Origin of the sequence: Tumidithrix elongata BACA0141, from assembly GCF_036349135.1 — a bacterium.
Classification (GTDB): domain Bacteria; phylum Cyanobacteriota; class Cyanobacteriia; order Pseudanabaenales; family Pseudanabaenaceae; genus Tumidithrix; species Tumidithrix elongata.
In genome coordinates this window covers 130,229-143,723 of record NZ_JAZBJZ010000001.1, presented here as the reverse complement: position 1 = coordinate 143,723, position 13,495 = coordinate 130,229, and the positions used below count along the sequence as shown (strand labels likewise).

General features: G+C 46.3%; 10 protein-coding genes. 2 read left to right on the top strand and 8 right to left on the bottom strand.

Annotated elements, in window-relative coordinates; all coding sequences use genetic code 11:
* The 6 genes from V2H45_RS00570 to V2H45_RS00545 all read right to left on the bottom strand — a co-directional run.
* Positions 1-1,405 (bottom strand): PAS domain-containing response regulator (locus V2H45_RS00570; protein WP_330481653.1); only part of this gene is annotated, 1,405 nt, incomplete at its 3' end.
* Positions 1,406-1,425: 20 nt separating this feature from the next.
* On the bottom strand, positions 1,426-1,848 hold the full coding sequence (locus V2H45_RS00565) for a response regulator (RefSeq protein WP_330481652.1): 423 nt from the start codon (positions 1,846-1,848) through the stop codon (positions 1,426-1,428).
* 6 nt (positions 1,849-1,854) lie between these two features.
* Positions 1,855-2,970, bottom strand: coding sequence for a sensor histidine kinase (locus V2H45_RS00560; RefSeq protein WP_330481651.1), 1,116 nt, complete (start codon positions 2,968-2,970; stop codon positions 1,855-1,857).
* Positions 2,971-3,047: 77 nt separating this feature from the next.
* Positions 3,048-4,370, bottom strand: coding sequence for a sensor histidine kinase (locus V2H45_RS00555; RefSeq protein WP_330481650.1), 1,323 nt, complete (start codon positions 4,368-4,370; stop codon positions 3,048-3,050).
* A gap of 108 nt (positions 4,371-4,478) precedes the next feature.
* Positions 4,479-4,934, bottom strand: coding sequence for a response regulator (locus V2H45_RS00550; protein ID WP_330481649.1), 456 nt, complete (start codon positions 4,932-4,934; stop codon positions 4,479-4,481).
* The gene (locus V2H45_RS00545; protein ID WP_330481648.1) at positions 4,934-7,735 is read right to left on the bottom strand and encodes a PAS domain S-box protein; all 2,802 of its coding nucleotides are present in this window, start codon (positions 7,733-7,735) and stop codon (positions 4,934-4,936) included. Before V2H45_RS00545 ends, V2H45_RS00550 begins: the two co-directional genes overlap by 1 nt.
* Before the next feature lie 874 nt (positions 7,736-8,609).
* On the opposite strand from V2H45_RS00545, the gene mscL reads away from it, so the two are divergent.
* Positions 8,610-9,038, top strand: coding sequence for a large conductance mechanosensitive channel protein MscL (gene mscL / locus V2H45_RS00540; protein ID WP_330481647.1), 429 nt, complete (start codon positions 8,610-8,612; stop codon positions 9,036-9,038).
* Positions 9,039-9,131: 93 nt separating this feature from the next.
* On the opposite strand, the gene V2H45_RS00535 is transcribed toward mscL, so the two are convergent.
* Positions 9,132-10,505, bottom strand: coding sequence for a 1-acyl-sn-glycerol-3-phosphate acyltransferase (locus tag V2H45_RS00535; RefSeq protein ID WP_330481646.1), 1,374 nt, complete (start codon positions 10,503-10,505; stop codon positions 9,132-9,134).
* Positions 10,506-11,032: 527 nt separating this feature from the next.
* Here V2H45_RS00535 and V2H45_RS00530 point away from each other — a divergent pair.
* Positions 11,033-11,635 (top strand): hypothetical protein, encoded by a 603-nt coding sequence (locus V2H45_RS00530; RefSeq protein WP_330481645.1) that lies wholly within the window; start codon positions 11,033-11,035, stop codon positions 11,633-11,635.
* A gap of 50 nt (positions 11,636-11,685) precedes the next feature.
* Here V2H45_RS00530 and V2H45_RS00525 read toward each other — a convergent pair whose 3' ends face one another.
* Positions 11,686-13,380, bottom strand: coding sequence for an ABC1 kinase family protein (locus V2H45_RS00525; RefSeq protein ID WP_330481644.1), 1,695 nt, complete (start codon positions 13,378-13,380; stop codon positions 11,686-11,688).
* Positions 13,381-13,495 lie beyond the last annotated feature (115 nt).

Genomic DNA, 13,495 nt, shown 5'->3' with positions numbered 1-13,495 from the left:
GGAAAGGCTCTGGCAGTTTAACGGTAGACATTTTTACGCCGTAGTCTACTAGCCCGATCGGGAACTCCTCAACCAACTGTCGATTAAATGCCTCGCTCTCTGCTAAAGAAGCCTCGGCAAGCTTGCGCTGGGTAATATCTCGAAAGATACCTCGCGTGGCGATCGGGATACCATCTTTAAATTGACAATTGACATTTCCTTCTACGATAATTTCTTGGCGATCTTTGGTTAGGAATCTAGTTTCGATGCCCAAGCAGGGAGAACCATTAAATAGGCTTTGCATCACGATCTGACAATGCATCAGATCGTCGGGATGGATAACTTGGAAAATAGACAACTGCTCTAGGTCGGCATCGCTGTATCCCAAGGTTTCTTTCCAGGCTCGATTTACAAACAAAATCCGACCGTCGGGCGCAACGCTTTGAATCAAATCGGTAGCATTGTCAAAAAGATCGCGCAGTTGAGATTCTCGATCTTGCAGTTCTTGCGTCCGAGTTTCTACCCTAGCTTCAAGTGTTTGGTTGAGCTGCAGCAGATTGGCTTCTGCCTGCAATCGTTCTTGATTTTCCTGTCGCAATGCGTCCGTTCGTTCCAGAACGATCTGTTCTAAGTTCTCTCGAGCATTTCGCAATTCCAGCTCGATCTGCTTTAGCGAGGTAATATCGCGAATCACGCCAACCCTGATCGGGTTCGATGCTTCTTGGATGCAGGATTCCGAAATAAAGGCAAGATAGACCGTACCGTCGGCTCGACGCATGGGAATTTGACCTTCGACGGAGCTTTCAAAATCTGGGCAAGCATTGCTGGAATAGAGCCATTCTTCCAAGTCTGGCTGCTTTAAAATTTGAATGGGCTGACCGATCGCCTCTTGAGGCGTGAGATTGCTCAGCTTTGCAAGCGTATTGTTGACAAATTGCAATTGTCCCTGTTCGTTGAGAATGTAGATGCAATCTTTGACGCTCTGCATCGCATGGTTGAGTAATAGTAACTGCCCCTCTGCTCTGTGGCGGTCGAGGGTTTTGTTGACAGTTGCGGGCAGAATTTTGAGATAGTTGCGATCGGGGTCTTTGATTAAGTAATCGTAAGCTCCTTCATTCATTAACTTCGCGGCAGTTTCTTCATCGCCACTGCCCGTGGAGATAATGAACGGACAATTTCTGTTTTGTAGAATCGGGAACAGGGCACTAGAGAGGCCATCGCCCAAGTTGTAGTCTAGGATAGCAATCTCAAATGTCTGAGTACTTAGGATGCTAATCGCTTCGGTGAGAGAAGTGGCGATCGTATAGTCATAGGGCCAACTGGCTTGTTTTGCACTTCGCGTAAAGGCTAGGCGATCGATTTGATCGTCTTCAACCAGCAGAACCTTTATTGGGGGCGAATTTAAGACAGCGGCAGGAGAAATCATAAGTTAAGGAACCGATTAAATTATGTGATTAAATTAGGAATTTCGCATAAACGCCAATAGTTGTAGATAACTAGTAACTTCTCAACAAAATCAGGATACTCTAATGGTTTCACGATATAGCCTGCGGCACTTAGCTCAAAACTGACGAGTCGATCCTGCTCTTCTCTAGAGGTCGTCAAGATCACGACGGGGATTTTACGCCAATTGGGATCGGCTTTGAGAATTTTAAGAAATTCCAGCCCGTTCATGCGTGGCATATTTAAGTCTAGCAAAATTAGGCCTGGAGTCGGATTATTGGGGTCGCGCAAAAATTCGAGAGCGTCTTCGCCATCGTTTCTGACATGGAGCGGGTTATCAGCATGAATATCTCTCAATCCGCGTTTGAGCGTCATGATATCGAGTTTGTCGTCTTCTACAAGTAAAATTGGGTCAAAGCTTCTCATGATGGTTTAACCTTCATCCTCATTTACTGGTATAGGCAGCGTGAAGTAAAAGGTACTACCTTTCCCGACTTCAGACGTTACCCATATTTGACCGCCATAGGTTTCCACAATTTTTTTGACGATCGCTAACCCCACACCCGTGCTTTCTGACTGATCGCGCGGTACGAGAGTTTGGAAAATTTGAAACACCTTGTCAAAATGTCGCTCCTCAATTCCCACACCCGTATCGCTCACATAAAATTGCCAAAAGCCTTGGGTTTCCGCGTGACCGATGCGAATCTCTCCCTCTAGCTTACCCATATACTTGACAGCATTGCTAATCAAGTTTTGAAATACTTGCTGGATGCGAATCTTTTCTGCTTTTAATACGGGTAGTTCGGTGTCGATCGCAATCTGGATGCCCTTGGGTGCGGCGATCGAATCAATGATATCCACCAGTAATGGCTTGAGAGCGACCTCTGTTTTTTCCTCCCGCACTCTACCAACGCGAGAATATTGCAACACGCCATCGATCAGGTCGCTCATGCGCCGCACCCTGCCGCCCATCAGTTGCAGCATGTCTTTGCCCTCGTCATCGAGGCGATCGCCGTAATCTGTGAGCAACCAGTCTGCTAGAGAGGCGATCCCGCGTAAAGGTGCTTTGAGATCGTGGGAAACGATGTAGGCAAAGTCTTTGAGTTCTTGATTGACATGCGCCAACTCTGCCAGTAGTTGATTTTGCTTGACTTCCCCTTGCTTGCGTTCGATCGCGTGCAAAATCGATCGCTCTAACAGGGCGGCGCTGATGAAACGACCTTTAACCAGATAGTCCGCCGCACCCGATACCATGGCTTTGCGATCGATCTCGCTATCTCCAACCCCTGTCAGCAAAATCACTGGTTGGACGCATCCGAGTTTAAAGGCTGCTTCCATCAAATCTAAGCCAGTTTCTTTACCGAGTCGATAATCAAATAAATAGACATCATGGCGGTTTTTCGCAATTTCCGCTAGCCCAGCTTGGAAATTATCAGCCCAAGTCAACTTAAAGATAGCTTGCTCTGCCTCGCTCAAAAAATCGCGCGTGACCACGTAGTCATCTTCGTCGTCATCTACAAGCAGAACTCGATAAATCTCTGGAGCCATTGTTTTGCATTACTGGTTACGGGTTTGGCGATCTCACCTCTGATACTAACTTCTGACACTAAGTTCTAAGGCACAACTTATGATTCAGGATCGGGTTGTCTGAGAGGTAGGGTAATGATAAAGGTAGCGCCACAGTCAGGTTGGCTGTAGGGCACAATCGTTCCTTTATGTCGTTCGACAATTTTACGGCAAATCGATAGACCAATCCCCGATCCTTCATACTCTGACCGACCGTGCAGGCGTTGAAATACCTCAAAAATCCGATCGCGATATTTCTGATCGAACCCAATGCCATTATCGGCGACTTCAATGCGGACGCGATCGCCTTCTAGGGTCGCCGTGACGGTGACAACAGGGGGTACGCCTTCGCGACTAAACTTGAGCGCGTTGCCCAACAAATTTTGGAAGAGTTGGCGCATTTGAGGGGGGTCGGCATCGATCGCGGGAATTTCGCCCACATTGACCGTACCGCCGACCTTTTCGATCCGAATTTCTAGATCGGACAGCACGCCATCAATAATCTCGCGCAGGTTCACCTGAGTAAAAGGTTCGACTTTGGTCGTAACCCGCGAAAAGGTCAGCAGGTTGTCGATTAAAAGTTGAGCGCGACTGGCAGCGCTCAACATGCGCTGGAGATAGTCTTGGCTTTTGTCGTCAAGGACGTCATGACAACGAGTTTTAAGGCGATCGCCAAAGGCTTGAATTTTGCGTAGGGGTTCTTGCAAATCGTGGGATGAGACATAGGCAAAACTCTCTAGCTCTTTGTTACTGCTTTCTAGCTTTTGGGTGAGAAATCGCAATTCTTCCTCGGCTTTTTTGCGCTCCTCTAACTCAGCTTGCAGGCGAGCGTAAAGTTCTGCCTGTTCTAGCGGCGCTTCCAGTTGCCATGCCAGTTGTCGCAAAAATGATATTTCCCAATCTTGCCAGTCACGCGCATCGGCACAATGATGGGCGAGTACCAATCCCCATAGGCGGTCGCCCAAAATAATCGGGATGGCACAACTAGCGCGAATCTGGTACTTAGCATAAAGCCCCTGCATGCATTCAACCACCTGGTCGCGATCGCTCATACGGGTGACGTTGCCTTGTAGATATTTCTCGTAACAACTTTGGGGGAAAGTTTCTGGGGGGAACACTTCTTCCATAATCGTGCGCCAAGATTCGCCCACAGATTCGGCAGTGGCTTTGCTCGTGCCATCGGCAAATACTTGAAACACGACGACGCGATCGGTCTGGAGAAATTCTCTGACTTCTTCGACGATCGCGGTTAAGATCTTGTCTAGCTCAAGGGAACTGCGAATTCGTTGCAAGACCGATGCTAGCAAACTTGCCTGAGTCAATTGATGCTTTAAGGCAAGATCGCAAGCAGTCAGTTGCTCGGTTTCTTTAAGGTCGTTCATATTAAGATTGCTCTTTGTAGATCTGTAATCTTGAATCTTGAAATGGTAGTTCTTGTTAAAGCTTAAGCTGAGGCTGCGCCGTCAATTTCGATCGTGACAGGTTGTTTGCTAAGCGTTTTGGTCGGGCAATTCCACAATTTCAAACCAGTAGGTTCCTAGCGTCTTCATGATTTTTACCATCGAGTCAAACACGACGGGCTTGGCAATAAAGGAATTTACCCCCAGATCGTAGGTACGCAGAATGTCTTCTTCGGCTTTGGATGTGGTGAGCACCACAATCGGGATCTGGCGTAATTCAGGATAGGATTTGATTTCTTTGAGCGCTTCTCTACCATCCTTGCGCGGCATATTTAAATCTAACAAGATCAAACTGGGGCGAGGCGCACTTTTAGGGTCGCTGTAGTCACCACGATGCAGCAAATAGTCCATCAACTCTTCGCCATCAAACACAAAATGCAGGTCGTTGGCAAGGCGGTTTTCTTCGAGGGCATCTTGCATCAAGAGGCGATCGTCTTCATCGTCCTCTGCGACCAAAATGGTGATGCTTTTTCCTTTGTTCGGCATTATTGAAGTTCTCCTTTGGGTTGATGAATTGGTAGCGTAAAAATGAAGGTTGCACCTCGATCGGGTTCGCTTTCGGCGGTTAGCGTACCATTGTGTCGCTCTGCAATTTTACGGCAGATGGCAAGACCGATACCAGTGCCTTCAAAAGTTTTCCGTCCGTGCAGGCGCTGAAAGATCTGAAAGATGCGATCGACATATTTTTGCTCGAACCCAATGCCGTTATCGATCGCGCGAATCTCGCACCAATCTTGACCATAGCGTTGGAAGATCTGCGATCGCACCTGTATGAGAGGTTTGACTCCCTCCTGTTGAAACTTAAGGGCATTGCCAATCAGATTTTGTAAAATCTGGCGCATTTGCATGGGGTCGGCATCGATGACGGGTAGGCGATCGATTTCTACGGTTGCCCCCGTTTGCTCGATCCGTACCTCTAGATCGGAGAGTACGCCCTCTAGCACCTCAGCCAGATCGACCGATTCAAAGGGTTTAGACTTGGTGGTAACTCGTGAAAAAGCCAGCAGATCGTTAATCAAGATTTGAGCGCGACCCGCCGCATTTAGCATGCGCTCTAGATAATCTAACCCCTTAACGTCGAGCGAATCTTTACAACTTGACTTGAGGCGATCTCCAAAGGCTTGAATCTTGCGTAGAGGCTCTTGCAAATCGTGGGAAGAAACATAGGCGAAATCTTGCAATTCGCGGTTGCTTACCTCGAGGCGCTCTGCCAAAACCCGTAGTTCCTGCACCGCGCGTTTGCGCTCCTCGACTTCTCGTTTGAGATTAGTTTCGATTTCCTTGCGGTTCGTAATTTCTTTTTCGATCGCAATAAAATTTGTCAGCTTACCTTCTCCATCAAATACGGGGTTGATCTGCAACTCGATCCAATAGGGATGTCCGTCCTTGCGGTAGTTTAAAATCTCCCCAGTAAAGGGCTGACGGCGAGCCAAAGCATAACGGATCTCAGCAACAGTCTCTTTATCTGTTTTCGCGCCCTGCAGGAGTTCGCCTGGTTTTATTCCAATCGCTTCGGCTAAGGTGTAACCCGTCACCCGCTGGAAGCTCTCATTGACCCATTCTATGGTTCCTTGGGGATTGGTCACGATCGCCACGTTATCGGTTTGGCTAGCAATCAGGGATAGCTTTTGCAATTCAAGTTCGGCAGCCTTGCGAGGCGTAATATCCTTGCGAATGGCGAGGTACTGATAGGGTTTCCCCAGTTCGTTAAGAAAAGGCACGATCGTCGTATCTACCCAATAGAACGAACCATCTTTAGCCCGATTTTTAATTTCAGCCTGCCAAGTTTCTCCCTTGGCGATCGCTTTCCACATATCAGCAAAAAACTGGCGAGGATGATGCCCAGAGTTGAGAATGCGGTGGTTTTGTCCGAGTAACTCGTCACGACTATATTTGGAAATTTCGCAAAATTTATCGTTGACAAAGTTAATCATGCCTTGGACATCGGTAATTGCCACGATCGCCGTTCGATCTAGAGCCGTAGTGATATCAAAAGCTTGTTTTTCGGCTTGTTTCTGAGCGGTGATATCTTTGGCAATGCCCAAAAATCCTGTAATCTCGCCTTGGTTTGTGCGAATGGCGGTAATGGTTAGCATTACAGGGAAACGCGAACCATCTTTACGGATATAAGTCCATTCCTGTTCGGCAGCCTGTCCTAGTTTAGCCTTGGCAATAAAGACTTCAAACCCAGGCTCGATCTCTTGATGAAGTTCTTGAGATAACTGTTTCGCTTGGGACACAACTTCATCCAGATCGTGCAAAATAGCAGGGCTAGTCTTGCCTACGACCTCTGCGGCAGCATACCCCAACATATTCTCAGCAGCTACGTTGAAGGATTGAATCGTGCCTTGTAGATCGGTTGAGATAATGGCAAAGTTGGCGCTATCTAAAATGGCTTGTTGCAGCATCAAAGTGCTTGTCAGTCGATCTTCCGATGCTTTGCGATCGGTAATATCCCGCGCGATTTTCGATGCCAGAATAATTTTGCCTTCAAAGTCTCGCACTGGAGAAATCGTTGCCGAGATATTTATACGCTTGCCATCCTTACGGACGCGCTCGGTCTCAAAGTGCTCGATCCGTTCGCCCCGAGCGATTTTCGCGAGAATTTGCGGTTCCTCTTCTTTCCGATCTGGCGGAATCAGCATCGCCATGGGCTGTCCGATCGCCTCCCGTGCTGTATACCCAAAGATCTTCTCCGCTGCGGAATTCCAACTAGTGATGGTGCCATCGAGGGTTTTGGTCATAATGGCATCATCGGAGGATTCGACAATAGAGACGAAAAGCTGAGAGGCATCTTGACTTCGTCTTAACTCCAACTGACTCATGACCAAACGACTGAGCGACTCAAGCTGTTCGATTTGTGTGGTTGTCAGTGTTTTAGGCTGGCGATCGATCGCGCACAAAGTCCCCAAGGTATAGCTGTCAGGGGTGGTTAAAGGAACGCCAACATAAAAGCGAATATTCGGATCGCTTGCCACGAGGGGGTTGTCCGCAAAGCGATCGTCCAAGGTCGCATCAGGAACGATCAGTTTCATATTCTCGGCAACAACGTGACCGCAAAAAGAAATGTCTCTCGGCGTTTCTGGGGCATCAATGCCGACGCGCGATTTAAACCACTGCCGATCGCGATCGACCAAAGAGATTAAAGCGATCGGCGTTCCACAGATACGGGCAGCAAGTTGCGTCAAGTCGTCGTATTCCTGTTCTGGTAAGGTATCGAGGATCTTGTAGCGATCGAGAGCCGCTTGCCTTTCGCTTTCATTTTGTGGAATTTCGGGCTGCTTCATGGGATTAAACCGATCGTGGCTCTATATTATGAAATTTATTGATGTAGAAATTAATTTTAAATTTGTCGGTATTCAGAGGGTTAACGCAATTACTTTTCTGGTAACAGAGGCCTCAGCTCAATTACAAGAACGATGAATTGGCTTTGAAATTCTAAAGTTTTTATTGGATTTATCCATAAAAACTATTAGTTCGATAAAAATAGAATGAAATCAATCAAACCACATACTGTTGTGGCCCCACACATCCATACAAAATATAATTGAAGAACTTTCCCTACCTGACTTTAGACTAGCTTATTTAATAATAATTAGCCCAGTTTACTTAATAAAAAAACAAGGCATAGCCTTAGTATTCGCCATGTATGGGGTAAATTTAATCCTCTTTAGCCCTTCCCAATATGGATGATAAATAGATTTTCATCTTCCCCCAGTAGGGTGAATTAAATTAGGGAAGTCAAATTTCACTTAACACTAAGTCAGGACACTAAGTCAGGACATTCTGACTGCACGAGTGCGCCTTCTATCACCTTTTGTGAGAATATTGCGATCCGCCTTCGCTTCTAGTTTGGTCTAGATTCTGATTATCTTCTGCAATCAAAAATTAGAGGTGATGGAGCAAAGGATTGGCTAAAAGAAGATTATCTTTTTAGAACTATTGTTTTGGACAAAGATACGATTTAGCTGTCTAAAAAGCCCGTTATAACTATCACCGAAGTTACTAGAGATAACCACATATTTTTAAGGTGATTATGAAAATTTTCTCATTTTTTTGTTTGGTAAATGTTAATTTAATTGGGTTTCTTTGCAAATAGTCTTGACAGTAGGCTTCTGTAGATAGACAGTAAGTTGATAAACTGTGTAGATGTAGGAAGCTATGGCACTAAGAAACGGAAGAAGATCGGCAACTGGTTTTTTAAGAGATTTTCAGGAATTTATTGCTAAAGGGAACGTTGTCGATTTGGCAGTCGCTGTAATTATCGGCGGTGCATTTGGCAAAATTGTCGATTCTTTTATTAAAGATATCGTTACCCCAGTCATTTTAAGTCCTGTTTTATCTGCTGCTGGAATTAGCGAACTGGAAAAATTGTCAGTTAACGGCATTAAGTACGGTGTGTTTTTAGCGGCAGTTCTAAACTTTGTAGTGATCGCATTTGTGATTTTCCTCATGATTCGCGCTCTTGAGAAGTTTAAGCGCAAAGAAGCTGCTGCTGAAGCCGAAGCTGTTGCCGAAGTGGATAACACTCAAGAGCGTCTGGCAACAGTTTTAGAAAACCTCACAGAGGTCTTAAACCGAAACCGCTAGATCGAAATTTATCCCCCTATCCAGCCTCCTCTTGCTAATCTCTGCAAAGAGGAGGCATCAAATTTCGCGATCGCAGGGTGGGTTCTCATCCGATCAAGCCACCACCGATCGCTCGACTAAGCCTTGTAAAGCTGCCTGTAAATCTTCCGTGGTCTGATTAACACAGGCTTTTGCTGCCACGCGACTTGATTGATAGGTAGCAAAGCGATCGCTGATCGAGATCGGCTCTCCAATCGATAAAATCAGCTTGCGATCGCCCAAATAGGGAGTTTTGCCAAAGGTCTCAGTTTTGACCCGACTTAAAGCTCGCCAAATTAGTAACAAAGTTTCTGCATAGCGACTCGCACTAGGTAGCTCAGACACGTAGTTCCCTGTAACCGAAACAATACTTTCGGCAATTCGCATATGCCACTGACTCGAATTCGCTTCCTTTGCCAGTTGATCGGCAAATCCACGTTCTAGCGTTGAGATAGTACTAAGGTCTTTAAAATCAGCCCGAAAAATCCGATCCCAACCTGCTTGTTCTAAACGACGACAGCGATCGGTAATCGTTCCTTTGGAAGGCATGGCAAAGTGAGATTCTGATACCCGCAAAATATGATCTAGCACAATTTGAATGCGTTCGCCTAGATCTTGAGCCTCGGAAATGGAGGTTTCTGGAGCATGGGACGGATAGAATTTTTGATAGTGGTCGCTCACATATTTCACAAGATAATGCCCGACTGCGTAGAGACGTTCGTAGCGTTCTTTATGCTCGATCGGAGGCTTAACCATGCCACAGTCCTGTTCGATTCGCATCAACATGCGATCGATATTCTCCCAAGATGCAACGGCATATTCGTATTGCAAACCAATCGGTAGAATCACCACAGTCTCAGAACGTCCTGCTTTTGCGAGGTCTTCCGCTGCCCAAAATCCGATCTGGGCGATGCCTGGCTCTAGTTGACCGACGAGTTCGCTCTGCCCATTTGTTCCACCTTCGGGTGCCATGGATATAGGGAATTTCCCATCAATCATTTGCTTGCGAATCGCTTGCAGCCCCTGCCGATCCAATTTGCCGCGAAAGATGGGAATCCCCCCCAGTCTTGGGAAGAGCCAATTGACAATTTCACCCGCCCAGAGAGGAATGCCGCGATCGTAAACAAAATTGGAATGTACGGGTTGAGCGAACTTTACCCCCATTCCTCTCGCTTTTGCCTGAATCCCATGGGAAAGAAGGTAAAGCATGCTGAAGTGATCGTCTGTGGTGGGATGACGGAAGGCGAAAAGATATCTCGTTTTCCCTGCTTGAAACGTTTGCATCGCTTCAACTAGACGTTCCATATTGCGGGATTCAATTTTGGAAATTCCACATTTCCACCGTATCCACATAGGCAGCAAAAATCTTAGCCCTCGCAGCAAATTGAGATCGAAACTGGGTGGATAGTAAATGAGAGGGGGTTGCACGCGATTCAGATCTACTGCCATTTGAAAAGCTCAAGATAAATAATGGGTATAAACACAGAGATTAAAATAGCCTATTTCTGATCGCTTGGTCTGCGATCGCTGTGCCAATATTGATTTTGTCCCTGAGAAATCTCGTAAAATCTAAGCGTTCTTTCAGGAAGCATGTCTAGTCTAGTCTTGTCTGGGATGGTTGTTTATTTTTTGAACTGAAAGCAATATCCTCAGATGGGGCGCGATAGAGGCGCGATCGCGTATTTGGCGGAATAATACCCAAAAAACTGAAAAAATTTAAGCCTTGGGGTTGCAAATCCAAAAAACTATGGTATTAAGTTGTACGTGAAAACATCAATATGTCTGCTTAGCACTGCCAAATTATGTTTCATAGATTTTTGGGATTACCCAAATGCTAAAAATCTAAGGACGTAAAAGTAAGCAAAAACGTCAAGGCTAAAAAAGCATATTGGAGACGCATTCACACATGCAATCGATAAAACCGAATTCACCGAAACAATGAATTCGTCTCTTGTTCAATTTACATAGAACGTCAAATGAAAATAGAAGAAGCGCTGGTCTTGATCGATCGGGGCGTACCTAAAGGCTTGAATACCATTCAAGAACTTGTGGTTCGTCATACTTTAGAAGATAAAACTTATCACGAAATCGCTGAGATTTGCGGCTATGATGCCTCCTACATTCGCGATGTGGGTTATCAGTTGTGGCGAACTTTGTCTAAGAGTTTCGGAGAGAAGGTCAAGAAAGGTAACCTTCAAGTCATCTTACGCAGACAGTCGCAGAAAGCTTTACAGGAACAAATGTCATCGCGACAGGTTATGCAACAGGGATTCTCACCCTATGCGGTTCGAGAACAATCCGATCGCACCAGTGAATTTGATGCGAAGGAAGTCAGTCTAAATAACTCGAATGTGATTGATTTCCAAAAAGCTGTTGTCAGTAAGCAGAGAGAGGTAGGCAATACCATCGCTGTATCAGTCCAATTGGAGGATATTGGGGTAGAAGATACTCTGATTAACGATGTCACGCGTAAACTTGACGAATTGAGACGCAATGGTGCAAATCGCGCGATCGCTAGCCATAACAGGCATCAATTCATTGGGCTATTGCACGAACTGCAAGCCTGCCTGCAAGGCTGAGAACGATCTTTGCCTAGGCGTTCAATACGCAATCAAGTATAAAATCGTGATTACCTTTCGGCGATGCGATCGAGCTTTTCGCGAATCGAGAGTTGAATTAGCGATCGCAACAGACCAATTAAAGATAACCCTGATAGCATAAACGCCGCGATCGCCCAGCTAACATAGCCCCCACCTGCACCCACCAACAAGACTGCCCCCGATAGGAGTGTAAACCCCGTCAAGCAGGCATAGATTAGGCTCTTGACGGCGAGGTGAATGCGTTTGAGCGTGCGATCGCTTTCCGTAGACCGCACCTGAATCATGAGTTCGCCTCGGTCTAAGCGATCTTCCAACTTACGCAAAAACACTTCGGTCGCGCTGGGCTGGTTGAGCTTGTAGGTGATAAAGTCTCTTGCCTGTCTGGCTAGCTCACCCAACATATTTCCCTGCCCCTTGGCAAGGGTTAGGCTGCGTACAAAAGGTTGAGCCGCAGCGGTCAAGTTATACTCTGGGTCGAGAATTCGCGCAATGCCATCCAAGGTGGTCAGCGACTTAAGAATGTAGGTCATTTTGGCTGGAAGCCGAAAAGGCTGCTGCTCAAACATGGAAACCAGTTCGCTTTTCATCTGCTCGAATGCCTTGATATCCACAGGACGCTCGGTAAACCGATCTAAGACAAACTTCATCATGCGCTTGACGGGACTCATGTCAGGCACAGCTTCAAGCAAACCCATGCTGGTCAGCATATCGATCACCTCATTGCTATCCTTTCTCAGCACGGCAAAGAAGGTCTTGACCATCTGGTCTTTGTCCATGGATTGCACTTCAGCCATCATGCCATAGTCATAAAAAATCAGATTGCCATCCTGACTGACCGCCAAGTTGCCTGGGTGCGGATCGGCATGAAAAAAGCCATCTTGGAGTAATTGTTTGAGATAGGCGCAAATCCCCAATTGATTGATTTCCTTAGGATTAAGTCCACAGGCTTCTAGGGCTTGGCGATCGTCAACTTTAATCCCCGGTACGTATTCCATCGTGAGGACTTGTGTGGTGCTGTACTCCCAGTAGACACGAGGAACAACGATGCGAGGGTATCCCTTAAAGTTTTGACGGAAGCGATCGGCGTTTTTGCCCTCTTGGGTATAGTCAATTTCTTGATAGAGTACGGTGAAAAATTCGGAATAAATACCTTCAAGCTGATATTTTCTCGTCCAAGCAAAGTAACGGCGAAACACCTTTAATAGTTTGCCGATCGCATGGAGATCTAAATCAAATAATTTCTTTAGCCCTGGACGTTGCACCTTTACCACGACATCTTCACCCGTGTGCAACCTTGCTTTATGCACTTGCCCCAAGCTTGCCGCTGCCAGAGGGGTGCGATCGAAATCTCGATAAATCGTGTGAATAGACTTACCTAGCTCAGTTTCGACAATCGTAATCGCTTCGGTCACGCCAAAGGCGGGCACATTGTCTTGTAGTGCTGACAATGCCTCGATATATTCAGGCGGTAAGAGATCGACACGGGTTGAAAGCGATTGCCCCACTTTAATAAATGTTGGACCTAGCTCTAGTAGGTTAGATACTAACCAATTGGCACGGCGCTTGCGCGTAGCTGAAGAGGAATTTTGCCAGAGGTTGTCCCACCAGATAAAAAACAGAAATGTGAAAGCCGTCGTGAAAACTTCACGTTGTCGCGCCAAGGGCGAACTTTTTACTCTTTGCCAGCGCAGGGGCTTAGGGTTAGGAACAACAGTTGTGAGCATGTCACGCTTATATTTAGTGCTGATGCTGCCAATATCTTAACTATTTCTGTGAGATTGTACTGTTTCTTTCCCAAGACTAGGATTTGATGTTTCCCCCTCACAATGTTCAGTTTAC

Coding starts and splice junctions, on each gene's coding strand:
- V2H45_RS00565 (WP_330481652.1), bottom strand. CDS start 1,848: ATGAGAAGCTTTGACCCAATTTTACTTGTAGAAGACGACAAACTCGAT.
- V2H45_RS00560 (WP_330481651.1), bottom strand. CDS start 2,970: ATGGCTCCAGAGATTTATCGAGTTCTGCTTGTAGATGACGACGAAGAT.
- V2H45_RS00555 (WP_330481650.1), bottom strand. CDS start 4,370: ATGAACGACCTTAAAGAAACCGAGCAACTGACTGCTTGCGATCTTGCC.
- V2H45_RS00550 (WP_330481649.1), bottom strand. CDS start 4,934: ATGCCGAACAAAGGAAAAAGCATCACCATTTTGGTCGCAGAGGACGAT.
- V2H45_RS00545 (WP_330481648.1), bottom strand. CDS start 7,735: ATGAAGCAGCCCGAAATTCCACAAAATGAAAGCGAAAGGCAAGCGGCT.
- mscL (WP_330481647.1), top strand. CDS start 8,610: ATGGCACTAAGAAACGGAAGAAGATCGGCAACTGGTTTTTTAAGAGAT.
- V2H45_RS00535 (WP_330481646.1), bottom strand. CDS start 10,505: ATGGCAGTAGATCTGAATCGCGTGCAACCCCCTCTCATTTACTATCCA.
- V2H45_RS00530 (WP_330481645.1), top strand. CDS start 11,033: ATGAAAATAGAAGAAGCGCTGGTCTTGATCGATCGGGGCGTACCTAAA.
- V2H45_RS00525 (WP_330481644.1), bottom strand. CDS start 13,380: ATGCTCACAACTGTTGTTCCTAACCCTAAGCCCCTGCGCTGGCAAAGA.